This window comes from Butyrivibrio sp. WCD3002, assembly GCF_000424265.1.
Taxonomy (GTDB): domain Bacteria; phylum Bacillota; class Clostridia; order Lachnospirales; family Lachnospiraceae; genus Butyrivibrio.
The window spans coordinates 84,863-111,087 of the sequence record NZ_AUJO01000007.1 but is presented as its reverse complement, the minus strand read 5'-3'; the positions used below and the strand labels follow the sequence as shown (position 1 = coordinate 111,087).

At 39.5% G+C, this 26,225-nt stretch carries 24 protein-coding genes; 1 reads left to right on the top strand and 23 read right to left on the bottom strand.

Annotated elements, in window-relative coordinates; translation table 11 throughout:
- Window positions 1–6: 6 nt before the first annotated feature.
- The 15 genes from G608_RS20760 to G608_RS0109810 form a co-directional block, all read right to left on the bottom strand.
- Entirely contained in the window at window positions 7–420 is a 414-nt protein-coding gene (locus tag G608_RS20760; RefSeq protein WP_035795239.1) for a hypothetical protein, read from the bottom strand.
- The gene (locus G608_RS20755; protein WP_051209134.1) at window positions 420–1,637 is read right to left on the bottom strand and encodes an ArdC-like ssDNA-binding domain-containing protein; all 1,218 of its coding nucleotides are present in this window, start codon (window positions 1,635–1,637) and stop codon (window positions 420–422) included. Before G608_RS20755 ends, G608_RS20760 begins: the two co-directional genes overlap by 1 nt.
- 128 nt (window positions 1,638–1,765) lie before the next feature.
- Window positions 1,766–2,560, bottom strand: coding sequence for a DUF4366 domain-containing protein (locus tag G608_RS0109870; protein ID WP_051209130.1), 795 nt, complete (start codon window positions 2,558–2,560; stop codon window positions 1,766–1,768).
- Window positions 2,547–2,882 (bottom strand): DUF4315 family protein, encoded by a 336-nt coding sequence (locus tag G608_RS0109865; RefSeq protein WP_026495884.1) that lies wholly within the window; start codon window positions 2,880–2,882, stop codon window positions 2,547–2,549. Before G608_RS0109865 ends, G608_RS0109870 begins: the two co-directional genes overlap by 14 nt.
- Window positions 2,883–2,894: 12 nt before the next feature.
- Complete coding sequence (locus G608_RS20750) at window positions 2,895–4,601, bottom strand: C40 family peptidase (RefSeq protein WP_051209128.1); 1,707 nt, start codon at window positions 4,599–4,601, stop codon at window positions 2,895–2,897.
- 18 nt (window positions 4,602–4,619) lie between these two features.
- The gene (locus G608_RS0109855; RefSeq protein WP_026495883.1) at window positions 4,620–7,007 is read right to left on the bottom strand and encodes a VirB4-like conjugal transfer ATPase, CD1110 family; all 2,388 of its coding nucleotides are present in this window, start codon (window positions 7,005–7,007) and stop codon (window positions 4,620–4,622) included.
- 16 nt (window positions 7,008–7,023) lie between these two features.
- Window positions 7,024–7,413, bottom strand: a complete 390-nt coding sequence (locus tag G608_RS0109850; protein ID WP_026495882.1) for a PrgI family protein — start codon at window positions 7,411–7,413, stop codon at window positions 7,024–7,026.
- 18 nt (window positions 7,414–7,431) lie between these two features.
- On the bottom strand, window positions 7,432–8,298 hold the full coding sequence (locus G608_RS0109845) for a VirB6/TrbL-like conjugal transfer protein, CD1112 family (protein ID WP_022766324.1): 867 nt from the start codon (window positions 8,296–8,298) through the stop codon (window positions 7,432–7,434).
- Window positions 8,299–8,452: 154 nt separating this feature from the next.
- Entirely contained in the window at window positions 8,453–8,662 is a 210-nt protein-coding gene (locus G608_RS0109840) for a hypothetical protein (protein ID WP_026495881.1), read from the bottom strand.
- A 53-nt stretch (window positions 8,663–8,715) separates the two neighbouring features.
- Entirely contained in the window at window positions 8,716–8,928 is a 213-nt protein-coding gene (locus tag G608_RS0109835) for a Maff2 family mobile element protein (protein ID WP_022762212.1), read from the bottom strand.
- 247 nt (window positions 8,929–9,175) lie between these two features.
- Entirely contained in the window at window positions 9,176–10,939 is a 1,764-nt protein-coding gene (locus G608_RS0109830) for a VirD4-like conjugal transfer protein, CD1115 family (protein WP_026495880.1), read from the bottom strand.
- Window positions 10,936–11,415, bottom strand: coding sequence for a PcfB family protein (locus G608_RS0109825; RefSeq protein ID WP_022762214.1), 480 nt, complete (start codon window positions 11,413–11,415; stop codon window positions 10,936–10,938). The genes G608_RS0109830 and G608_RS0109825 overlap by 4 nt, the downstream gene beginning before the upstream one ends.
- A gap of 11 nt (window positions 11,416–11,426) precedes the next feature.
- A complete protein-coding gene (locus tag G608_RS0109820; RefSeq protein WP_022762215.1) occupies window positions 11,427–11,873 on the bottom strand; it encodes a hypothetical protein in 447 nt (148 codons plus the stop codon).
- A 2-nt stretch (window positions 11,874–11,875) separates the two neighbouring features.
- Entirely contained in the window at window positions 11,876–12,103 is a 228-nt protein-coding gene (locus tag G608_RS0109815; RefSeq protein WP_022766320.1) for a hypothetical protein, read from the bottom strand.
- 107 nt (window positions 12,104–12,210) lie between these two features.
- Entirely contained in the window at window positions 12,211–13,293 is a 1,083-nt protein-coding gene (locus G608_RS0109810) for a DUF5688 family protein (protein WP_026495879.1), read from the bottom strand.
- 476 nt (window positions 13,294–13,769) lie between these two features.
- Here G608_RS0109810 and G608_RS0109805 point away from each other — a divergent pair, with 476 nt between their 5' ends.
- A complete protein-coding gene (locus G608_RS0109805; RefSeq protein ID WP_026495878.1) occupies window positions 13,770–14,168 on the top strand; it encodes a hypothetical protein in 399 nt (132 codons plus the stop codon).
- 81 nt (window positions 14,169–14,249) lie between these two features.
- Here the strand turns inward: G608_RS0109805 and G608_RS22450 are convergent, their stop codons facing one another.
- The 8 genes from G608_RS22450 to flhF form a co-directional block, all read right to left on the bottom strand.
- A complete protein-coding gene (locus G608_RS22450) occupies window positions 14,250–17,888 on the bottom strand; it encodes an AAA domain-containing protein (RefSeq protein ID WP_051209126.1) in 3,639 nt (1,212 codons plus the stop codon).
- A gap of 22 nt (window positions 17,889–17,910) precedes the next feature.
- The gene (locus G608_RS0109795; RefSeq protein WP_026495877.1) at window positions 17,911–18,375 is read right to left on the bottom strand and encodes a hypothetical protein; all 465 of its coding nucleotides are present in this window, start codon (window positions 18,373–18,375) and stop codon (window positions 17,911–17,913) included.
- 10 nt (window positions 18,376–18,385) lie between these two features.
- Complete coding sequence (locus G608_RS0109790; RefSeq protein WP_026495876.1) at window positions 18,386–18,874, bottom strand: hypothetical protein; 489 nt, start codon at window positions 18,872–18,874, stop codon at window positions 18,386–18,388.
- A complete protein-coding gene (locus G608_RS0109785) occupies window positions 18,864–20,369 on the bottom strand; it encodes a hypothetical protein (protein WP_026495875.1) in 1,506 nt (501 codons plus the stop codon). The genes G608_RS0109790 and G608_RS0109785 overlap by 11 nt, the downstream gene beginning before the upstream one ends.
- 31 nt (window positions 20,370–20,400) lie before the next feature.
- Complete coding sequence (locus G608_RS0109780) at window positions 20,401–21,369, bottom strand: hypothetical protein (protein ID WP_026495874.1); 969 nt, start codon at window positions 21,367–21,369, stop codon at window positions 20,401–20,403.
- Window positions 21,370–21,451: 82 nt separating this feature from the next.
- On the bottom strand, window positions 21,452–23,077 hold the full coding sequence (locus G608_RS0109775; protein WP_051209123.1) for a hypothetical protein: 1,626 nt from the start codon (window positions 23,075–23,077) through the stop codon (window positions 21,452–21,454).
- Window positions 23,078–23,101: 24 nt separating this feature from the next.
- Complete coding sequence (locus tag G608_RS0109770; protein ID WP_242829369.1) at window positions 23,102–23,995, bottom strand: helix-turn-helix transcriptional regulator; 894 nt, start codon at window positions 23,993–23,995, stop codon at window positions 23,102–23,104.
- 478 nt (window positions 23,996–24,473) lie between these two features.
- The gene (gene flhF, locus G608_RS20740; RefSeq protein ID WP_051209120.1) at window positions 24,474–25,781 is read right to left on the bottom strand and encodes a flagellar biosynthesis protein FlhF; all 1,308 of its coding nucleotides are present in this window, start codon (window positions 25,779–25,781) and stop codon (window positions 24,474–24,476) included.
- Between the last annotated feature and the right edge of the window lie 444 nt (window positions 25,782–26,225).

The window sequence follows — 26,225 nt, the reverse complement described above, 5'->3', positions numbered from 1 at the left end:
ACGATATCACTCCCTTCTGCGCCCGCCTTTGGGAAATCGAATCTCGAAATGAGCTTTTCCCTCCTCGTCAGTTGTAAGGTCAACGTAGCAGCTGAATGTATTTCCAGTTCTCTGTGACTTGCAGTCAATGAGCTTGACTGTTCCACCGTTCACAAGGTCATCCGCAACTTCTCTGGTCATTTCTTTGCCAATAGCCTGGAAGAATCTGTTATTCTTCCAAAGTGCAAAGTTGCAGTCCATATTATTGCAGAAGAATCCCTTTTCACGTTCTACAACATGAGTGCCGCACACAGGACAGTTGCCGACAATATCATCAGCTTCATAAGCCTGTGTTGTACCACTGCCATCTTCAAAACTCCCGAAAGGAAGCTCATCTGCAAAACCAGAAGCATCCTTCCAGCCATCATCTACTGTTCCCATCAACACACCTCCCTATCTTTTTTTACTACTTTAGCAGCCGTGTCATTTTTTATCTGATTCTTCCGTATGCTGAGATTATCAAGAAGCGACTGCTTCATTCCTCCCCAGCCATCCGGTAAAATACGAACCGTTCCAAGTATCTTTCTTTCCGCAACAACAGACTCCGCTTTTGTAGCTTTACCATCTGCTCCTATCACTGTGCAGCCTGCTGTATCCCTAAAAGGGCTATCATCACCAACCCTCACAGATTCTTTTGCATCATTCTTAACAGGCTCGTTATCCGCCACAATCTCAGGATTTCTCTCCTTATAGATCTCACCAAGCTTATCCTCAATTTTCTTGATGATCCTTGATGAAGTCTGCCGTATAGTTCCAAGGGAAGCCTTAAGTTCTTTCATATCAGCATCAGATGTGTAGCCACAAAGGTATGGATAGCTGTAATCATCTGTGTTATATCCCATGAAGGAAAGCACTATGCTAGCTGTACCTTCCGCTTCAAGTTCCTTCCTATTCTTGCTGATATCGGCTGCATTGTCTCCATGAAGCATTGCATGAGTAATCTCATGGATGCATGTCTTAAGAGTCTGCAGCTCACTCATTCCCTGCTGAACCGCGATTCTCTTATCTTCTGTGTGATAATATCCCTTAGCACCACTCTTGATGTCCTCAAATCCAATAGGAACAGGACTTATATCCTTAAGAACTCCCATAAGGACCTCATACTTATCAATGCTGCCCTTAAGCTCATCAACTCCGACTCTCGGAAGCTCTTTTCCTTCCGTCTGTGAAATATCAAAGGTTGTCTCTGCCTTGAATCCCATAAGATTTAGTTCCTTAGTCTGCTTCACAGGCTCCCCGTCCTGATCAAGAACCGGGCGACCTTTTGAATCCAGCACATCCACTTCCTTTTGGATTGTATAAGGGCTTGGTGCTATTACCTTTATTCCCTTCTCACCTTTTCTTACATAACGCCCCATCTTTTTCCAGGCATTATATCCCTGACATAAAGTTGCATCTGGCTTTTGCATCGCTATGAGCATGCAGTTGTTCAGGGAATAATGTGGAAACTTTGCCATTGTAGCAAGCAGCTTTTTGTATTCTGCACTGTCACGGACTGCCTTTACACCATCCTGCAGCTTGTCCGTCAGCTCTTTCAGCTTTTCTTCATTGGATGGGCGCTGGTATTCATTGCCGTTTTTTGCACTTTTTTCATCCATAAGATTCTCCTCTTACTTTCTTTCGCCCTTAACGCCAGCAGGAGCCTTTACCGGCTCCTGCTTCTTTGTTCCCTTCACATTTTTTCTTGCAACCTTTGCATAGGCTACATATCTTGACTTTCTAGCCATCACTCATCACCTCCGTCACCAGAAGAATCATCAGGCTCGGTATCAAGCTTGATCTCATCATCGTCATCATCAGAACTCATGCTCCTAAGATAATCCTCATCTGTATAATCCTGGTCGGGATCCACGCCGCTGGATTTCTTCTTGGAATTTTTTGTCGATGTGTAATACATGAATCCGCCTACACCACCAAGTGCGATTATAAGAATGATTGCCATGATTCCTGTCACGTTCACAGGTTCCTTTTCCGGTTTTTCTTCTACCACGGGCTCAGGCTCAGGTTCAGGCTGTGGCTCGGGCGTTACAACCTCAGGCTCTTTTTCCTCTTCCTTACCAATGCCAGTAACCTTTATATATTCACTGACCTGTTCATCATCCATCAGAGATAAAAGATCTGACTCATCAACCATATTGAGGAAATGAACCTTCTCATTGCCATCATCATCACGGTCAATAATAATGTAGAAGTAGTTGCCGTTCTTGGTCATGACAGTAATAAACTGCTTGCCTCCAGCTTCAAGGCTTCCATAATCATCAACAAGTTCCATGTTTCCATCAGGAGTGAGAGGGCCCCACTTCTCTTCAATCTCAGGATCCTTACCCTCACAGTTGCGGTAATCCTCCTTACAAATAGGACAGTCCGGATTGATATGGTCTTCTGTACACTTTGTTTCACATATGCAGTCCGGTCCGCCTGCAAACGCTGTTACTGGTGTAAAACAAAAAAGTGACCCCATAAGAGCCACTGAACAGCCAAGTACCTTTGCCTTGGCAGTTATTAACTTAATAGCTTTCATTTAAGATATCCTCCATAATCTCTTCGTTTTCAGTATCGTGAGCATCGTTATCATCACTAAACGGCAGCGGTTCTTCTTTTACATCCGCAGTCTTAGTCTCCTTCTTCTTGCTCTTGGAAGCAGGCTTTTCTTTATCACCTACACCAAGATGCTCTGCAAGCTGCTCAGGCGTAAAGTCCTTCCTTCCGACTACATCAAGGATGCTTGCCGCCAGCTCAGCATTAAGCTTTTCTTCCGCTTCCTCATACTTAGCCTTGGCTTCTTCGAACCTCGCTTTCGCCTTTTCATGCTCAGTTCTTAGTTTATTCAGTTTCTCAAACATATCTGTCCTCCCTTAACCGCCAATCCTGCCAAATTCCAGAAAATGGCTCTGCCAGTATGGCGTGTTTATAGATGAGTATTTCACAGGATTACCCGCATGGATCATCATTCCGTTACCGACATATATGCCGACATGACTGGCCCCAGCAGTATCATATGTGCCCTGGAAAAAAATAAGGTCTCCGGGTTTAGCTTCTGATGTGGGGACATAGTCTGTTCTTGCCCTAAGTCCATTTGCAGTGAGTCTTCCGAAGTTCCACCCATTACCGCAGTGATTGATTACCCAACTAACAAATCCAGAACAGTCAAATCCCGAAGGGCTGTAACCGCCCCAGACATAAGGTGTTCCAAGATGGCTTTCAGCTTCATGGAGCATCCTTGCAAACTGTTCATCTGAAAGATATTCCCCCGGCACATGGTAGTCGTCCCTGTCTCCGGGATGATCTTCAGGGATGTTGTAATAGTCCTCCTCGCCAAAGAGATACTTCTTGTTACCAAAGGTCTCAAGGAGCACTTCATAACGTGCCATCTCATCATCAGTAAAACCAAGTTCCTCCACCACTTCATCAAGAATGTGGTTCACAAGATAGATATTGAGAATGTAATAATCATAAGGCTCTGGATCTTCATCCTCATCTTCAGGCTCAGTATATCTGGTCTCCACAACTTCTTCCGTTGTGATTTCATATTGAAGATCAAATATCTCCTGAAGCTTTTCCTGAACCTCATCCCTTGTATAAGCCTCAAATATCACAGTAAGTATCGCTGCAAGCTGATATGGATTGTGTCCTACTTCATCAAGGTAGTAATTGACTTCGTCATATCCATCCGTATCAATCTCATCTATCTCATCCTGCAGACCTGCTTCCAGTTCCTTATAATCATTCTCCACCTCAAGGATGTCCTCATCCTTTGCCGTATAAGAGGTTACTACTGTCACATCACCAACTCCGGATCCGATAGCTGCACAGGAATTTAAAAAGCCTGCACATACAAGGACTACAAGAAGTATCAGGACAACAATGATGCTGATCACAGGATGTTCTTCTGCAAAGTTCTTCATCCATTCACCAACGGCACTTATGACATCACCGGCCTTTTCTCCTGCTTTTTCGCCAGCCTTGACACCACCTTCAGCAGCCTTTGCCTGCTTCTGTATCATTTTCCTCTGAAGTTCTTTTCTGGCTTTTTCTTTAGCCGCATCCGTACTGCCACCCGATAGCTCTCTTTTTCCGTGGACCTTCTTGCTATACTTGCCATTCTTGACCTTTGAGGTAACATAGCTGACTGCACCGCTGGCAACATACCCTCCAATATCAAAAACTTCCTCGGCAACAGCACTCTCGCTCTTACCATCATCAGTGGAGTTCACAACATCTGACATGACTCCGACTCCAGCTGCGGTTTTCGAAGCAGCATCCGAAAGATTTCCCGAACTTTTACTCACATTTCGGTCCTTCTTCTTTGCTTCCTCTGCTTTCCTTGTCTTTTCGACCTCTGCAGCCTTCTTCTGTGTCTGCTTCTTTATCTTGTCCCTGTGCTGTTTCTCCTCAGGTGTCATGCTGTTATCAGCTTTCCCTGTGCGGAGTTTTTTCTCGTAATATCTTCTGGCAGAATCCTTATTCTTTAATTTGTTTCCATGCACTCTCGGAGCTTTATCCTCCGGAGATGCAGAATCCTCCTCCCCCGGAGGATTCCTTGTGTATAATCCTTCTTCCATAACTCATCTCCTGTCTGTTTATACAGCTTTATCCTCAGTGGATTCTGAGAACTTGGTGGAAATTGCCTTATAGATCTTGGTATCCTTCGGGAACCTGTCTATAAATGGCAGAATGACATTTCCATAAAAAATAAGTCCTTCACCTTCTCCCGAATGTGTTACATACGAAAGCTGGTGTGGACTTATGTTGAGCTGCTTGGCAAGAAGTTGTCTGTCACCAATGGCCTGATTAAGCATGATTATGAAGTCTGAGTTCTCGAAAATGTTGGAAACTTCAGCACTTGCGAGGAAGTCCTTGACGTTCTGCGTAACGCCAGTCGGTATGCCGCCCCACTTACGGAACCTCTTCCAAATCTCTACAGTATAGGCTGCAGTCTGTTCCTCACGAAGTAACAGGTGCATCTCATCCATGATGTACCTTGTAGATTTTCCCATCTCTCTGTTGGCTGAAACTCTGCCCCAGACCTGATCCTGAATTATCAGCATACCTATCTTCTTAAGCTGTTTTCCAAGGTCCTTGATATCATAACATACAAGCCTTGAATTGATATCTACGTTTGTCCTGTGGTTGAATACGCTGAGCGAACCACTTACATATATTTCAAGAGCAGTTGCAACATACTTTGCCTCAGGCTCATCCTGTTTAAGTAGCTCATTGTAAAGATCTTCCAGTATCGGAATGTTCTCTGGCACAGGATTCTCCAGATACTTTCTGTAGACCGCTCTTGTGCATCTGTCTATTACGGTTCTTTCCGTAGGCTGCAGACCATCCCTTGATCCCATGATAAGTTCCATGAGAGAAAGGATGAAATCCACTTTCAGCATGACAGGGTTATCATCATCTGAATAATTCATGTTGATATCCATGGGATTTACATACTGTGTGGATGTCGGGGCTATCTTTATGACCTGACCTCCGAGGTAGTCCACAAGCGCTTTGTACTCCTGCTCAGGATCCGAAATGATGATGTCATCGTCTGTTACAAGGAAAGAATTTACAATCTCCCTCTTTGCAGCGAAAGACTTACCGGAACCCGGTGTACCAAGAATTAGCCCGTTGGGGTTCTTAAGCTTCTTTCTATCCACCATGATAAGGTTGTTTGAAAGTGCATTAAGTCCATAATAAAGAGCACCCCTGTGTTCCTGGAACAGTTCTTGAGTAGTGAAAGGCACAAATATCGCAGTGCTTGATGTTGTCATTCCGCGCTGTATATCCACCTCGTTGTACGCAAGAGGCAGAGTACTCACAAAGCCCTGCTCCTGTTGAAAATCTAGCCTTATCAGATTACATGAATGTTTCTGAGCAATGGATGAAGCCTGGAATAAGTTGTTATCCAGCTCTTCCTTTGTCTTTCCGGTATTCATGATAAGGAAAGTCAGAAGGAACATTCTCTCATTCTGTGACTGCAATTCCTTAAGGAGTGCCTTTGCATCCTTGCCATAAGTCGCAAGATCACTTGGTATTATCTCCATGTCATATCCGGCTCTTACTGCCTTTTTCTGTTCCTCAATCTTGCTTCTGTCAAGCTCGGTGATTGTATGCTTTACAGTCTTAATAGCCTCGTTCTGGTCTACTGACTTAAGATGCATTGTGACGATCTGACTGGATTCCATTCCAAGAAAATCTGCAAGCATCCTGTCACTGACATCGGAAGCATCTATTGAAAGAAAGCTCATTGCACACCAAGTATCTCCCATCTTGAAATATCTTCCATTAGGAAATTCAAATGAACTTGGAGCCACAAAGTCTTTTACTGAAAGACCGCTGTTCACAAGATACTTCCAGTCGAAATGGAACTTTGCATTATCTCCCATGTGTGTCTGTCTGTGCATGAGTTCAAGGCGCTGTGCTCCGTTAAGAGTCTCAGCTATTACTCCCAGACGTTTGAAATTATTAAGGATATCCATCTCAATATGGATCAGCCTTGGTTTTGCAGACTTCATTGAATCCGCATGGATACCAAAAGTAATGTACTTTACTTTGGTAAGTCCGTTATTACCTGCCTGCATGTTCTTTAGGAGTATTCCGGAATACTCATCCCTTACATCATTGAATTCATCTTCCTGATGGGGAATCGCTATCTTTTTCTCAAAATCTCCTATCTCTGTAGCGAAGTTCATGAATGAAAGCTGGAACTGCACCGAACTGTCAAAGAAGTTCAGGAACCCGCACCATTCTTCGAAAATCTCCGTCTTATCCTCCTGCTGTGCAAGCTGGTAGTTGATATCCTGGAACTGTATCGTCTTGGTATAATAATCATTACCTACCCTGCAGATACCATCCGGGAACATTCTCTCAAAAGAAAGTGTCTGCTGGGCCGATCTTGGGGTCCCATCGTTCTTCCTTGCATTTTTTATTATTTCTCTTACTTCTTCCTGCTGTTTTCGCGATAATCCTTCGGGCATTTTAAATTCCCTGGAATTATCTTTTTTCTTCCATGGAAGCACGAACAATTTTCTCCACCTCCTTCTGTGTAGCAGCACATCTCTCCAGTGCTGCATAATAATTATCCGTTTTGTACGGACGTTTCTTTGGCCTTATGAAAACGGCCTGTATAAAATGGCCAAGATATACTTCCAAAGGTCTTCCGTTCTTTTCATACATGGCAAAAAAGAATATTGGCATCATAAGCACCATCATTCCCATTACTGCCACATTGACCGCAGCCACACTCTTTATCAGAAAAAATGACGGTACTCCTATGAGTGCCGCCACTGAAAAGCAGATGAGCTGTCTTTTGGTCAGATTCAAGAACACCTTGCTTTTGACCTTTGTTAAGTCTCTTGGCACGCTTATGTACGAAGCTGCCATATCTGTTACTCCTTTCCCTTAAATACACTGTAATACCGACTTTGCAACTGTGCTTGTCTTAAATAGGGACAATGCAAGCAGAAGCGTATAGCCCACAACTCCCCAGAGGGATCCGACTATATCTCCTGTAAATGCTATGGACTGTATGAGCACCGCATAGATGCCTACACAAATCATGATGAGAAATCCCTGGAAACCAAGGGCAAATAGACTCTTCACGTAGTTCATTCCCATAGCACTTTGCTCCCTGTTACCGAATGTTGCAAATGGGATTGGAGCCATGGAAACGTACATATAGATCTCTATCATCCTCACATAAATGATCACAAATATTATCTTGGATAATATCAGCGTTGTTATGAAGATGATTGATACCTGAAAATACAGTCCGAAAAGTTCAAAAATATTCATGGCTTCAAGTGTGGACTGCAGTGATGAAAGAGCCGAGGAATCTATTGCTGTGGAAGCAGCTATGACTCCGCCCGCACTTGATATCACATGATTTGCCACATCAAATACAGCCATTGCAAAATCAAAGGTGTGTGTGATGATCTCCACTGCAATTGCTGTCTTGAATATCCACTTGAAGATAAACCATGTCTCGAAGTTCGCCAGATTGTTGTAGCTGATGATAAGCTGTATCAGCTCATAACACGCGACAAACGTCAGTATTATGCCTGCAATCGGCATTATCACATTTTCCGAAACATTCCTTACCATGCCAAAGACCGATGGTGAAAAAGCCGATGGAGTCATTGCAACATCAGAAGCAATACCACTGACTTCATCATTCACATATCCAAACATTGTCTGGAACAGCGTCATAAGGGAAGGGATTATGTACTCTTTGAGATGTTCTTCCAGTTCCTGCCATACTCTTTCCAAAATATCCCTCCTGTTTCTAATGCCAGCAAAGCGCTGGTCTTTTCATTTTCTGTTGAATCAAAAAAGGACTGGCTATGGGATTTCCCACACGACCAGTCCATGAAAGTATTTACTATATTCAGTTGTCATTATTCAGGATGCAGCCTCTTCCAGGTTACTTGGATGACTTTTTGCCCGCGCTCGCCTTTTTCATTATACTTTCGACCGACTTCTCATCTACCGTGGTCAGATCAAGCATCAGATATTTAGGGGCATTATTTTTAAGGATAAGAGCAGATCCATGCTCTTCCACTATCTTCGTAACTCTGGAAAAGTTGTGATTCGCATCAGTGATTGAAACAAGCGTCTTCGTGTCTACATTCATGATAGTACCTGCCTTTCACTAATATAGTAGCACGAATTATACGCATAGTCAAATCAAAGAAGTCCTGAAAGAAGAGGTACGACTGTTGTTCCGATAAGAGCAACACCACCGCCAGCCATGAGCTGCTTCATTCCCTGTGATTTTGCACCCGGATTGTCGTTACCATAACCCTCAAGAAGGTTGATTCCGCCCCACACTCCGAGGCCTGCGCCGAGGGCGATTACGATTGTCTGCAATGTTGTGATTGAACTCTGAAAAAATGCCATAGTAGCTATTATTCTACCGTACTATAATAACCCTATGAATATCTATAGGTATTATAGCACGGTATCTCCTTTCTGCAAATAGTTTTTGTTTGTCAGCGACACCACTCGTTTTACCGTGATGCCGGTTGATAGTTGCTGCTGGAAACCCGTCGACTGATCTCCGGCGTGTGGCCACACCTGCCCTTTTACAGGCGTTTATAGGAAAAGATCTTTAGAGCCATACCCTTTATCGACATGGCAATAGATCTTAATCCTCATCAGTTACCTCGATGACTTCATACTCGTCATCGGGCTTAAGAACTACTCTGTGGCTAAGGAACTTCTCCACATCAAACCAGTTCTTTTGGTCTGCATCCGCTGTGTACTTGTAGTTCGGATGCTGCGTAAGATCATATTTGTCTGACAGGAAAGGTCTTACGCCCCTTACCTGCACAATACATTTTGAGCCATCCATTACGGAAAGCTCATCAATGCTCATAAGGTCATGACCAAGCTTCTGATAATTCATGTTGTAGCTTGGCTGACTTCCCCTGGACTCACCTGTGTTATACATATCAATGGTCTCTTTTCCGAGAGTAGCATTTATATCTTTAAGCGTTGACTGCTCGGATCCACCAAGGAATATCTGCGAATCGCAGTTTGCACAGATGGTCTCTGCATTATCCTTGTATATCGCCTTCAGCTGTGACTTAGCCTGGAGCACCAGCGCTGCTGATATCTCACGGCTTCGTATGGTAGCCATGAGCTTTTCCAGGTTAGGTATCTGGCCGATATTCGCCGCCTCGTCAATGAGGCAGCGAACGTGTACCGGAAGCTTGCCCCCATACACATCATCAGCCTTTTCACAAAGAAGGTTGAACAATTGACTGTAGATGATACTGATAAGGAAATTAAAAGTACTGTCCGTATCTGACATGATAAGGAACAGTATAGTCTTCTTATCCCCAAGCGTATCAAGCTCCAGCTCGTCATAACTCATAACTTCACGAACCTGCTCAATGTCAAAGCAGGCAAGCCTTGCACCGCATGAAACCAAAATAGATTTCGCAGTCTTTCCGGCAGCTAATTTGTATTTGTTATACTGCCTTACTGCGAAGTGATCAGGATTCTTTTTCTCAAGCCTTGAAAACAGGATATCCACTGCATTCTGGAATGATTCATCATCCTCCCTTACCTCCATGGAATTGATCATTTCAACAAGTGTATTAAAATTCCTCTCTTCCTCAGGAGCCTCATAATAGATCATGCCGATAAGTGCTGTATAAAGCAGCTTCTCGGCTTTCTCCCAGAAAGGATCTCCGGGAGTGCCCTCACCCTTGGTATTTGCCATGAGTGTTGTTACAAGCTTCAATATGTCAGACTCCGAATGGATATACTGGAACGGATTGAAATGCATACTCTTCTTGAAATTCACTGTGTTGAATATCTTTATCCTGTATCCAGCCTGCACAAAAGCATTTCCCACTTCATTGATGACGGTTCCCTTGGGATCAGTCAAAACGTAGGAACTGTGGAACTGTAAGAGATTCGGCTTTATAAAAAACCTTGTCTTACCAGAACCGGAACCACCTACCACAAGGACATTTTTGTTTCTTGCTAGCTTGGGATCCTTTGGCCTGTTGTTCATGGTGATGCGTTCTGTCTGTGACAGGATCACATTATTTGCAAACACCGGGTCCTCAAATGGTTCTATGTCCTCCTGTTTTCCCCACCTCGCTGATCCATACTCCTGTCCGTGACGAAAGTTTTTGGCATTCTTGCTTTTGATATAGACTGCAAGCCTAAGACCTGCTCCAAAAGCTATGCCAACGCAAAGGTCAAACGGATGAAGACTTGGAAGCATATTTGCAAATGCCTTACTTAATCCGCCATACAGGACAAGTCCCTGGACTTTCTCAGACATATTGCTTCCCCATGCTATTCTCCATGCTTCACCAAGGTTGGTACAGAAAAGTCCCACAGCAACATATGGGATATTAAGGATAATTTTCTTCTTCAGCTTTCTGTTCATCTGACTTTCTCCTTATATCTCGTCTTTTCTTTGCGAGGCTTCTTTGAGATTTCTTCCTTAAGCTTACGGAGCTGCTGAACAAGACTGGGTTTTTCTTTCTTCTGTCCTCTTTTCACAATCTCTGCAGAATACTCTTTTACCACAGCTGTAATGGCATCCATGTCCTTAGCCTTGAAAAAACACATATAACGAGGCGGATCTGCTGTCTTGTCTTTTACAATCGCAAAATCCACTCCGTATTTGTTAGCAATTTTCTTGAAGGTTCCGATGCTCTCACCGCTTACTTCCATGCTTGAAGCACCCTGCCCCTGTTTAATAAGTTCCTTTACCGTCTGCTTACCTTCTTTCGGAGCATTATGTCTCTTTTCATGGTTCCTCATATAGATCTTTATTCCCTTTATGAGGCCACTCCCGGAAACTCTGGCAACATTTATCACAAACCTTATGGCTTCCTTTGAAGTCTCACCATTATTCATAGGCAGTTACCTCATGCAGCTTCGCCATAGTCATGTTCAAGCGGAAATGCTTTAAAGCTGACTGATGCGCAGCTCAGCTTTACAAGACTCCTCTCAAACAGAGTTCTTATCGCCTTTATGTCCAAATCTGAAAGTTCCTTTATCCTGGAATCTCTGCCCGTCTTCATAAACACGGCACTTCCCACAAGGTAGTTCCCAAACTCCGTATATACTATGGCTTTGCTTGAAAATACCATTGCATAATCATCACAAAGCGAATATGCCAATCCATCATCACCCAGAGCCTCCAGCATCCTATCCAACTCTCGGGTACTCACTGTACGAAAATTACTATCCGTTCCTACCACAAGAGCCATTGGATTACTGATATCGCTCTTTATTTTTCTTGTGTTCCCCGGAAACTGGATTATCTTGTCATTGACCGGATCCAGCTCTATCTGTATTTTTAGCTCTTCCATCTTTAAGCCGCCTTTCTTGAATTTCTGTGTTCGTCCATGATCTTAGCCATGCATGGATAGCAGAATGGTTTTCCTGTTCCATATGAACAAGGCGTTTTACAATTCTGCGGCTTGATCCCTCCCTGCGGAATTGGATTCAAATCCCTGCAGCTAAACCTTGAACAGTTCAGCGCTTTTCGCTCCTGAGCCTTCCTTTTGTTGGCTCTCTGACGTTCTCTGCCTTTACTCATCCTCTTCTCTCCCCGTTCTTAGAAAATGTCTTTAAAAACAGCGCCAGGCTTAGTGTGCACATCAGCCCGGCGCTGTTATCATATTCCCATATTAGTGAATGGTTTTATCAGAGTGCTGCTTCACCCTTTGTCTTAGTGCCGATCTCAGCAGCATCCTTGTGAGGTGTCTTTGCCGCCTCATCCTTGGCTGCCTTAAGGTCTCCAAGAAGTGACTTTTTCTCAGAAGCTTCGTGGATCTTTGTCTCCTTTTCAGCCTGACGCTCTACAAACTTCTCACCAAGCTCAAATACCTTGTCCTGAGCATCGTAGTGATATACGTTGTCTGTGAGCTGGTCTGCAGGATCCACAGTTGTGGCATTTACCTCTTTTACCATGTTCTCAAGGCTCTTGAGGTCAAAGTTGCCATTGTCAGGGATAATCAAAAGCTCATGGATAGAGCTGGGCAAAATGAAGAAGCTCTGACCTCCAACTCTTTCAGAAGCCTTGTCCATGAAATCCTCATAAGCCAGAACTCCGGCTCCGTGAACGTTTCCTTCTACAGATGCAACAAACATCTGCTCCTGTTCAGGTGGAATGTTAAGACCAAGCATCTCAAGGTCCTCAACTCCCATCTGCTTAGCAAGTACTTCTGCCATTCCCTCGATAACGAGAGGTCTGATCTCAGGAGCATTCTTCACGGCATCTTCATGGAGCTGATCTGCAGTGATTCCGTAGTTATCAATCATCTGATTTGTAACCAGGATTGTTCCTGTACCCTGGGCTGTATCTCCGATCACGAAGCGGTAAACTACTGACATGTCCTCAATGTCCTTATGAGGAACAGTCTCAAGCAGGTCCGCATTTCTGTCTTTGGAAACAACCTCCATGGCAAGTGAATCCTTCATCTTGTCATAATCAGTGAATGCTTCAACATCAAACTCAGGTCTTGACTTAAGTGCAGTATCCGCAACATCTGCAGCTCCCTCTACAATAGAATCGTATGACTTTCCGTCCTCATATTCCTTGTAAAGAGCTGTTGCATTGATGTTTACCCCGATGATACTGTCCTCCGGCTTTACAGTGATCGCCTCGTAGGTCTCGTTCATCTTATCTACAGTTCTGGTCTCTACCAGTGTGTCTCCACCGTTTCTTGCATCAAGTGCTTCCTTAACGTCCCTTACCAGATTCTCTTTAAATGTTTCAAAATCCATGTTGTTTTCCTCTCTCTTTCAAATAATTATTGACACGAAAAAAGCACCGGTCATGACGCATTCATCACAACACAGTGCCGGAACAAAAACATATTCTTTTGCAAAAGAAAAACGCCTCGTGGTTCGGACTTCATTTCTGTAATCCGTATCACTTGGCGCATTATAATAATATCATGCCTAAAATCGATTGAAAAGTGACGAGAGGGGTAAACTTGGGGTAATATAGGGGTAAAGTCGGGATAAAGTTGAGGTAAACTTTTCAAAATTTTTTTCACCTATCTTCCATAATCCAGGAAATAAAATTTCAATTACGATAATTTTTTATTCAAAACCTCTTTACATTACTTTTCCACTTTGATAAATTGTTACCTGCGTCAATTCACAGGCGCGGTTATTACGATCGTAATAGTCTTCATTCCACACACACCACACACCAACACACAAGTACTATTACTATTTTCACGAAAGGAATATCTATGTTTACATTCGAAGATCTGCAGTCGATGCAGTACACATTTTTTGTCCCATTTTCAAAGCACAACCTCAAATCCGGTAAGATCAATTATGATCCTGAGAAACAGTATTTCACTGTGTTATCCAGAAATGGCAGAAGCATGGAACTTCAGTCTAACAATACCGGTCACTGCTGGAAGCTTGTCTATGAACATGGCGGCTATACCTTTTACCACAAACATCATATCGAAGAGGAATACCACTACCAGACTGATCTTGGCACCCTCTACGATACTATCCTCTATATTGTTGGCCATGATGAATACCAGATGAGAAACCGGAATACCATCAGCGTTGATGAGGAAAAGCGAAGCGATTCTTACTTCTGGAGACTGATTGAAACTTATGGGATTGTGGCATAATTATTTCCCACATTTCAGCAAGGCATAGAACATGCTCTTTAATTGCTTCTCCAAATATGAGATACATAAATCCTCGTATACTCAAACAATTTCACATAAACATTCAGAGATAGCCAAATCCAACGCAGCCCGGTATTGTTCAAAGCAATCGCATAAAATGTATTCTTTGTTCTCTATTTTTTTAATCTTCAATGGCTCTAGAAAATCTCCATTCCGATAATATTCATCTATCTTAGATTGCACTAAATTCATATTAAGCGTTTCCGTATAATATGTTGTTGGTAAAGATATCTCATCCAATCTAAGCATTATACTATTTGTGTATGTATTAGATATTTCAATATGAGTCTTATCGCATTTAGATGCATCCACTATGCAGCCATTATCTCTGATATAATCTGCCAAATCAGCCAAACAGCTCTCGCTTCGATTATACTTATAAAAATACTCAAGCTTTCCCAATATTATTAGTTCTTTCTTTGCCCTCGATAAGGCAACATTTAACCTCTTTGAATCCTTAAAGAATATTGTTGGCTTCTTGGATCTTGTTGTACAAAACAAAACAACATCAGCTTCACTTCCTTGAAAAGAATCAATAGTATCAACAAAAATATTGTCAAGCTGATAATGAATACCGTATTTTAAAAAGGTATTGCGTATTAACCTTTTTTGCCCCTTATAAGGAGTAATTACTGCAATTATACATTTTGAATCTTTATCCCTAACATGCTTGGCTATTGAAACTGCCGCCTCTGCCTCAATCAAATTAGAAATTTGATTATTATAATCCTTGGTTTCACAATATTGTTTGTTTCCATCGTAATTCAAAAAAGTTAAATTTGAATCAAATAATACGGGTATCCTATCCTGCGTTCCACTTCCATTTTTCAGGAGTCCTCCATAAAATAGTTTGCTGATAGCATCCCCTATCACAGCAGGCATTCTATACTGAGTATCTAGCATCATCTTAGATGATTCAGGAGCCTTATCATATAATCTTTCAAAAAAACTATGACAAAACAATTCATTTTCCGAAATGGCTCTTTCTTCTAAATCTATTCTTTCCTCATCATATAAAATAGGATTAATAACCGGTGGTAACTGCCGTTGATCCCCTATAATAACTGCTTTCTTTGCTCTTATTAGAGGTATCAATAATTCAGCAGGCAAAGCCTTTCCAGCCTCATCAATTATTACCAGATCAAATTCCATACGTTCAAGGCCTATATTGCGTTTTGCCAGACCTACGCATGTAGCTCCTATAATATGATGCTTTCGCAATATCAGCTCAAATAATGCGGGACTATATTCATTCAAATCATCTAGAATTATCTCTCTCCATTCCTCCATCAGTTTCTCATCAAAAAACTGTTTTCTACTGTCCAAATCATCTAAATACTCACGGCATTTTTCATTTATACGCATCAACTTTAGATTTTCAGAAATCTTATTTCCATTTCCACATCTTACCATCTGATTCTCGTATTTTTTTATAAGCCCCGACAAAACATTATCTACAGCCACATTTGCTTGAGATACAATCAATATTCTTGAATCAGCATTATCATCAATAGTCTGCTCAACAAGTTCCTTAATAACTGTCGTTTTCCCAGTTCCAGGAGGGCCTTGTATAAGAAAAATGTTCTTTTCCATAAATGATTTCTCAACTGAAAGCTTTTGTGAAAGGTTTTCAGTTAGAGCATAGTTATAGAATGCGAGGACTCTTTTATTGGTATCAAATTCACTGATAATTGATTCGCCATTTAAGCAGGCAGCCTGAATAATTGGATTAACCACCTGTCCATTTCTAAATTGCCTTAATGCAATTTGCTGCTGATACTCTGCATAGGGATAATTTGCCGCAAATAATTCAATACATAATCCGTTTCCTTTATACTTCTTTGAAACGTTTTTACCAACCACCCTGATTCTTTTCCCACCATCAGTTATAGTTGCATAAAAGCGATTTTCCATCTCATCTTTAATAAAAAATTGTGGTTTCCATTCATGCAATGTCACCGCATCTGCTTTTTGAGCAAAACGCTGAACAAACGCACATAAATCATCAACATTTAATACATCTGCAAAGACGCTATTCCAATTTTCAGATTCAATCCAATTAACGTTTAACTGTATACTATCACCTTGTTCAAGCGCCTCAATTAATTGACTAGTAATGTTTTCCCATTTATAAAAGTAACCTATTCCATCACGATTCTTTCTTATTTGGTTTTGGATTCTAAACTCTTCAAAAATGTCCCATATCAAGGCTCCAACATCATCTATATCCTCTATATCCATATATTGCTCAATTATTTCAATTGAAGTTCCTTCATAATATGGAGAAAGGCTTACCTCAAATGGCACAAAAATATCATCCGCGGAAAAAGTTTTCTCATCAGAATCACATAACCGCGAAAACCTAAAATAATGCCTCAATTTATCATTTCTATCAGCGTATTCATCAACTTCAATTATTAATAAGGGTATATCCCCTAGCTGAAGCTTTAATTGTGCCCCCTTTCTTAAAACACAGTCTTTAATACTTACCGGGCCAATAAGAAATTCCTTATCATATCCAGTAAGTTTGTTTTTATTATAATAATTCTCAAAAATGGTCAAATCATCCTTTGAGAAACAAATCGGAAAGCATTTAAATGAGAAAGAAGAACTTGCGTCTTCTTTTCTTTCGCTTACAGATACCGGGTACATTCCATATTTAGGACTCCTTAAATCATATTCCCATTTCACGGGATAAACCGTCAAAGAAGACCTAATAGGCGGAAATCTATCCGGCTTGATAAGACTATCTCTTGATAAATACAATTCCAATTGTTTTTGATATGTTAATACCACATATTTACGTTGGATTTCTTTGACAGTAGCTGTGAAACCTAAATGTGTATTAAACAGCTCATATGCCTTAAATGCACCTTTTTCAAGCGAAGCGTAGTACTGACTTTGTAAACCACGCGTAATCATTACAGGATACTGTTTTTCGGCAATTATTTCGTCATAACAATCTTCCAAATGAACTGATATCGAAATATTATGATCGATTGTATATGTCACTGAACGACTAGCAACATCTTCAGAACTAATCCAGATAATCTTTCCAACATATGGATATTCTTCTGGTAGCTTCATCTGATAAGCATCAATGCTATTTATATTGTTTAAAGAAATACCATTCTGAAATAAAACCAGGTATTCAATATAGCTATTGCACTTTTGTTTAGCTTCTAACAATTGCCTTAACAATAATTCAAGACTACTCATTCTTAAAGGCGTCTTAACACTATTCTTAGATGATATTTCTGCGATCACATCATTTATTGTCATTTCGAGCTCATCATAGAGACCGTTATACTCTTGTTTGCGCAACATTATCTCTGACTTCAAGTAATCATATAGCTCATGTTGTTTTTCACGTATTGCTCCGCTATCCTTCACAGAAGAAAGAGAAATATTCTTTTCTCGTTTTGACTCAATGTCTTTAGCCGCAGATAGAGTAATATCTTCTTCTCTAATTCCACCAACATCCTTTGCAGAAAAACGCTCTTCTGATGAGTTATCTTGACTAATCGCAGAACGCATTTGTTCTATTTTATCTTTAAGCTCTTGTTGTTTCTTCTGATCCGTTTCTGACATTTCATCAGAAATGAATTTTATAATCTTCGCAGATAGATATATCCCGCCAGCAACAATAATAGGGTTCATTGTTGCACTCCTTTCATAAGTATCATGCGCCCATCAGTATTCTTGTTATTTCTACTATATGATTGCGTAAATCAGACAATCTCGCATTAACTTGTTCAGTAAAAAATCGCTCATCATCCATGTTTATGTACTTTTCATACTCCGCCTTTAGCATGCTAACGTTATCTTTGATTGTATTTCTAATATCCTTCCCCTCTTCAATTTCTTTTTTTAATTTCTCCAATTCAAGATGCTGCTTATTAATCTCCTGCTGTTCTTCCATATGTATCCTTTGAGCCTCATTTTTCACTTCATTAGCTCGAGTTTCAGCATCTTGCTTTTCCGTACTTTTTTTGTTGACAGCATAATCAACTGTGTTATACGCATTAGCAATGATATCCAAGTTTTTAAATGCCACATCAAGAATCCCAAGAATTTTTTTGTATTTTTCATCTCCTGTACCTACATTTGAAGTAGTTTGTTGATTGTTTTTACTGTATTTTGACATTTTTATCCTCCTATACAAATTCTGTTATTATCCTCTTATAATCACGTAAAGATCTACGCCTCATCTCTTCAACCAAATCCAAATCATTGTAATTAATATCATCATCTGATATCTTAGCTAGAAAAGAATTTAGTCTTTCCAATTCTTTTTTGATACAACTTATAAATCCTATAACCTGTTCGTCGTTAAATTTTCTTTCCTCAAGTTTGGCCCTTATTCTTTGGTAATCGATGTCAATTAAATTCAAGATTTCTGACTCATAATCTTTTATCCTCTGTAATTCAATTTCATCTATTCTTTCTTGCAGATTCTTTACTTCTTCTTCAAGTTGATTAGTAATAGTATGCTCTACATATGCTCTATAAAGGCTCGATGCCATATGTAGGGTTTTTATCGCTGTTTCCACATACAGTATCCCTGGATTTTGGGACAAGTCGATTACATGTTTGAAATCCCCTACTAATTCCGGGATAAACACAAATGCTTGTTTATTCCTCATCGTAATATGCCTCCATTAAATCAACTGGATAATTAATCACCTGAAATACCCGCTCTCTTTTACTTTCCTCTAAATACACCCCCTTGCACCTATCACCACTTAACTTTAGTTGCATGTCTTTTCTATCCACCTTAAAAATAGATTCATTATTCAAAGTGCTCTCCAAATCAATGCGCACATCTTCTATATCCCCAGTGACTAAATTTACATCTTTGGATAAAGGCTCCACCATAATTTCTTCATCTTCCATGTCAATAAGTCTTTTTGCCTTATCTGATAGCAATTCCGGATATTCATACTTCAAATCCCTTATAAGAGATAACCTTTCCCTATATTGATCTATCTCTTTATATTTCAATCTACATGTAATACGATCATAAGGAATAGCAAGCTTCAAACATTGTGTTTCAGAGTATAAAAAAGCTTTGCTTAGGTCTTTAATATATAGTGTCTTATACCTTTTCACTTCTTTCTCTATTTTTACAGTAGTATATAGTGTATCGTTTACTTCTTTTTGAAAAGGAATGCCTTTTAACATGGTCTTATGTGCATAATCAAGCGAATTAGAATAATTATCATTTCTGGTTAGCGCAAATGCTACATTACCTTCTAATAAATGATCTGCATGTGATTCCATTTCATAATTGTAATTTTGTGGTTTTTCAAACAGATTAGTATACTCATTAAATATAACTTCTATACCATCAGCATACTCATTAAATATCTGCAAAAGACAACCATATTGTTTTCCTAACTCCGTCAATGTAATTTGATCTTCATTAATCAATCCTCCACGAATCAAATAATCAAGTTCTTCCTTTATGGTCGTATCACCCATTTGCGTAAGATCTTGTATTTCATCTATTGAATATTTTGAAAATAGCGAAAGTATTATAAATTTTGTTAAATCTCCTAATTTGTCTATCAAAAGCGAATGGCAGAAAATTTTAGCATTGTATATAGGACAGCCAAATGACATTTCAAACGGCTCCACTTCTTCATCCAATTGGAGCCCTTTTTCTATAATGTACCTATTCGAAATTCTTATTGTTTCTCTTTTGCCTTCTTCATATGATTTAGCATATAAAACCTTCTCTTCATCGGGCTTTGTATTCTTTGAATCGTTGGGTCCCGCTTCATGCACCTCTTGAACTGTTTTTTCTATATTGGACTTTTCTTTAGTAATATCTCTTCTATTGCCGCCATGACTTTCGTCTTTTAATACTTTACTATCGGAAGGTGTTGTGCTCTTGTTATGATTTACAGTCATGTGCCCTTGTGCTGTTTCCCTGATAACTTTGGTTTTATTTGATCTAACAACATTTCCATCAAAAAAAGAAGACGCCGTATCATTCCCATTTGATTTCGCTTTGCTCTTTTCTGCCTTTATGCTCCCTTTAGAGTCTTTAGTAGCTCCCTTTTCAACAGATACTGCCTTGGAACCAGAAGATGATTTAATTGGTTTCTTTTTTTTAAATACATCAAATAATCCCATATTTATTGAACTCCTAATTTCTGCAATAAAACTATCCGATTATGCCAAGTACCTCATTAGTGTCAAATTGTAACTCATTAATCCCCATTTTATTTACTTCTTTTTTAGTCGCATCATTCTTACACGTTGTAACTATCTGTACTTTAAGCATCTTATATAGAGCAGCAACTAATTTAGCTGTAATCTCAGCTATTCTTTTCTCGTCATCATTAAATTGCTCCCACTCTCGTTTTCTTTCAATATTTATAATATAGTTCAGTCTGCCTTTATAATCCTCATAGACAGTACCAATCTTGCTTAAATCACGTCTGAATGACCTCGTTGCAATATCAATCCTTCCTAAATACTCATGTATTTCCTCAACTTCATTCTCTACTCTTATAGCCTGTTGATATGCCTCATTCGCTTGTTTAGACATTTTAAGCCCTATCACATTATTTATTATTCCACCGATAATTATTACTGGCTCAATTGCCATTATTCCACTTCCGCCAACTGCCAGTATTGTATTTTTTGCCATACTTACTAGTATTTCTCTAGTCAATGTCTCCTTTTTGCTACCAGTTGTATTTCTACACATAGCTGAATTTATCGCTGCAAAAGCCGCTTCTACAACACCGCACAAAGCAAAACAGCTAGTTGCACCAACCGAACCGATTGCCTTATCATCAAGTAGCATCGATGCGCCCTTTGATGCCTTAATCATGCTATCAAAATCCTTCCTTGTAAGCGGGTTTTCGATATTTATACTGCCTTGAAATTCAGGGCGAGTTTGAATCGTTTCAAATAAGTCTGAAAAAGATTCAAAAGAACTTAATATCCTAAGTTCTTTTTTTCCAATATCATCAAAAAGATCCACCGTGTATTTATAGTCATGCTGATACTTTTCCATTGCTCGATCATATATGGATCGCGCATTGTTCAATGTATCTTTAGCTTCTCCCATCGATTTGTTTCCTTTATTAGCTAAATCCAATCCCCAGAATAACGGTGATGCCATTTTGTTTACTCCTTTCAGCATCTCAAATCATATTCTTACATCTAATTTTTTTAACATGCGATTTGGTAATAATTTTGAACATTCAACTAAATCGAAGACGATTATTCTTATTCTGCATAAAACTATCAAAGTCACCGTCCCAGGGTATTTCAACCTTAAGATTACTTAACAACTCTCCTAATAATTGATTTAGTTTTTCATAATCACTAATTCTAGTTACATCATCAGCAAAAGCCTCAAATGTGGATACATCTTTTCTAAACTGCTTAATGTCAAAACCAGCAAGCTCAGCTGAAATAGTCTCAAGCGCATCAGCCATTTCTCGATAGCTATTTACTCTTGATCCCATTTCATTAAGTTTATTGACTACAGAATTTATATATTTACTTCTATCCATAAATATCAAAAGAGAGCATGATAATAACCCGCTTACCAAACTTGAACAAAATGTTATAACTATTTGCCCCACCTCTGGCAACATACCTATAGGTGTTTTTGCAATAAGATCACCCACGGCAGTACCAGCTATAACGCTCGCCCCGGTAGAAAGAATAACAGCTGTAGATTTAATTCTATCTCCAAGTAACAACCCATCAGGATTAAAAAAAAGGACCTTTCCAGCCTGAACAACCGATGCATAAGCTTGACGTATATATCTAACAATATTCTTGGCTGTAGTAAAAAAAAAGTTACACAATGTAGTAGTCAAACTTGAAAGTGCTCCAGCTACAAAACCTTCTTCAATTTTTGCAATTATCTCCTTATATTTTCGTCTCGCACTTTCAAGTCCCCTCTTAATTCCTACACCTATGGCACTTATAATGTCATCCAGATCTCGTCCGGCAGGAATTGCCTGTAATTCTTCCTTGGCACAAAACCAAATCTCCATAAACACATATCCTAATGCCTGTCGTATTCCCATCTCTGCGCCACGCTTTGCAGCTACTGTAGCAGTATCCTTTATGAATTGTGGACTTGTATAATACTTTTTGGCTATTTTTGCATCATATTCCTTCTTCGCTCTTTTATACTCTTCTCTAAGTTTTGCTTTGACTTCATCAGATAAAGGTTCTCCCTTTTTTCCCCCTTGATTTACCTTTTCGAGATTATCTTCACACCATTTTATATATTCTTCAACAGTCATATCCCTCTTATTTAGATTCAAATCAGCATTGGTAAACCTAAGATTCGAAGGGTCATTTGCAAGATCCACACCATCCAATCCGGCCAAAACCCGCCCTCTATCATTATGAATTTCATGCGCAGATAATACATGATCTAGTTGTCCCTGATTTTTTCTCGGAATCGTTTTATTGTTTCTTGGGATCAGGACATTACCATCAACATATGCATCCGCCACCTTTGTCCCATCTTTGTCAAAAGCATTACGCGCATTTCTCTTAGTTTGCATGAACCCTTCATGTGTGTGGTATGCTATCGAATCGTAGTCTCCACGCGCATTATAATTATCTTCATTCGTGGCATTTTTGTATTTCATCAAAGGGTCTGAGCCTATTTTCCTGACATTGTTTACAGTATCAACATCTCCCCCATGTTGATCTTTAACTAGAAAATCTAAAGCAAATGCTGTTATAAGACTTTGAATTAAAACTCTTTCATATTCATTCCATATACTATGAAATACATTGTCCTCCGGAATGATATCAAAATCTTTATTTAAATTGCCCACAAATGATGTTTCCTGCATTACCAACTCCATCTCTATTCGTGACTATACAAGTTTTATTGCTTCACCTTGACTTCTAAGCCACATATCTATTCCATCACCAAAAACTTCAGCTTCAATCAAATACTTACCATCAACTTCACTTAAAACTTTTGCTGTGGGAAGCTTATCTAAAACAGCATCAACTGAATATCCTGTGTATTCAAACTTAACCTTCCGGAGTTTTCCACCATACATGAACTGGATTCTCTTTCGATACTCACCTTCTTCGAATTTATCTCGATACGGAGTTGAAAAATGCTCTTCTGTCATTTCAAGTTTCTTAATTCTATCTATACGATAAATAGTCGGGTATGCATCATTTGGCTCCGCAAATGCAGTATCTTTGTCAATATTCCTGATCCGACCTGCAAGGTAAAAATAAAACTCTGAAAACAAAATTGCCAGTGGTTCAACCACCCTATGTTTGGGTGTGTGCCCTTGTATTCCTTGATAATCAAATTCAATTAATAACTGAGAGTGAATAGCATTCCCGAGAAGCATCATTTTATCCAACACTTTCTGCTTATGGGTTAATTCAACATAATGGAATCTCTCATTTCTCATCAAATCATTCACAAGCTTCTGATTCTTTATTGGAACACAACATTCTATTAACCGATCTAAGATGTTACCCATCTCTTTTTTTGAAAATGCCCTACTGCTCAGGATAATCTTACATATGGCAAGAATTTCATCATTTGTGAGCTTGAGATTATCTGCCTGCTCAATCCGGTACCCCTTTATCGAGTAATCATAAATAAGATTGTTAGGAATACCATCTGTAACTGCCTGGTTATCAAGAAACATTCTTATCTGTTCAATATCTCTCTGAATACTCTTTTCTGATACACCAAAGCGTTCAGCTTCCTCAGCCTTATAGATAATTCTGCCATTCATAAGCCTTGAATAAATCGACAAAGCTCTGCTGCTTTTTCCCTCTCGCTCTTCTAACATATCCTCACCTGTTTTGTTTTGAATTAATAGTAGCAATTACATTGGACACATTATGACCTTTACCACAAATATTTTGTTATAAAAAAAGCGGGAATCCCACAAGGAATCCCCACTTCCAATTATATCACCATCTAATATTTTTAATATATAATCACGAACATTATTTATTAAAAAAGCATAAACAACCATATGATTATTCGTAAGAACTATAGTTTTTAGAACTTTCTCAAAATCATTGTTAGGTCGCCTGACTTTGTTTTAAACTACCTGACCTTAAAACTTTTCAGATTAGATGTCAAAGGTGAAGGTGTGTTTGTAATACATCGAATTAATCCTTCAAAGAAATCATCTGATCACTTAAGGTGGTTTATATGATAGGAGTGCCAGTTCCATCATAATGCGATCTATCCTACAATAATCATTACTGATGTCCATCGTTATCATATATATCCATATCGGCTGTATAACTCTGTGCTCCTAGAAGAGTCCTTACAAGCTTTTGCGGGTCAAAAACACAAATGTCACCGGGAACTGTCTGGCCATATGTCAAATATGATATAGGAGAGCCTGTATGTTGCTTAAGATTATATAGGTTTCCCAGTATGGGCTTTTCATCGACTTTGGTATAGATGATCCTATAGTCGAAATATTCCGCATATGCATCAGCTATCTCTATGAGTTCTTTGTAACTCGTTGTAGATGACAAAACCAAATATATGTCTGTTTCTATTTGATCCAATACCGGTTCAATAATTGAAAACATCCTGTTTCTCAAATAATTGTTGCTAAAGTTGTGCCCTGCCGTATCTAAAAAAATATAATCATATTCCTGAAAAAGCTGTATTGTCTGGAACAATTCATCAGATGAGTAAATAACATTAAACGGAGTATACATTCGTTCGGCATATATTCTAAGCTGCTCAGTCGCCCCTATTCTATAGGTATCAATGGTCGCCATAGCGACTTTTTTATTGCTTGTTACAAGTTCAGCAGCCAATTTAGCTATTGTCGTTGTTTTCCCCACTCCGGTAGGACCTAAGAACACCTTAAGTTTTCGCATATTTTCATCAAGGCATATTGGTTCTGCCACACCGCATTTTATTACCATCTTTTCATAAACGATATCCAAGAACCTATCAACTGAGTCTATACCTTTAGATTCGCTTCTCTCAAAGATATTTGTCAGTTCATTTATATAAATCTCATCAACCTCACTGGCCAATAAATTTTTGTATAAAACCCTTAGAAAACCAATAGCCTCAACAGATTTGGCTTTTTTATCATCAATATCTGACGCTATCTCCTTGCCTGAACCATCAGCTTCATTCGGTATTCCACGTGAAGCAATACTCTTATTTAGATTATCAATTGCCTCTATTAGCTTTATCTGAACATTTTCATCAGCCTTATCTGCATTTGAGCTGTTTCCATTGTCTTGAAGCATTTGCGAAGTTCTTCTCTTTTTTTCCTGCGCATTGGAATAAACAGGCTCGCTTTTTGGAGGTTTTGGTGCAGTCTTGTCATCCTCCATCGCAACGGTAATCTCTATTTGAGGAGGTGTCAGAAAACTCCAAAAATGCTTCTTGATCTGACGAGAATATAATATGTAGTAATCCTTGCCCAGTTCTGCCCTAGCCTTTTTTTCTGCGTCCTCATTTGTTCTTCCCACATACTTCTTTATAATCACAACCCATCCCCCAATAGTAACACCACCAATTTCAACCAGCATGGGCAGCTACCAACCCATATTGCTTTTCAATAACGAGAAATCCACGATTATCAGTACATGGATAGTCATCTCATTTTATTGCTGGCTTCCGCCAGCCTATTTCTCTCCTCACGAATAGCTTTCAAATCAAGACGTGGCTTTTTAGGATCTACAGTTGTTTCAACTATACTCTTAATTTTCTTATAATCACTCCGTAATCTTTCCGCGAATCCAACCAGACACATAGTATAATTCCCTTCCTCATGTATTAAATAATCTCAGCCATCAACAACTTCTTAGCCATTCCTTAAATATTTGCTTTTGTTTTTTTGCCGACGATTCCTTTTCCTTATATGCTTCTCTTTTTTCTTTTGACGATATTTTAAAACAATCTTTTGAGGATTCTTCTCTTTTTTATGGTGATTGCCCTTCTTAAAGGGGGCCTCCACTGTAGTATTTCAAATC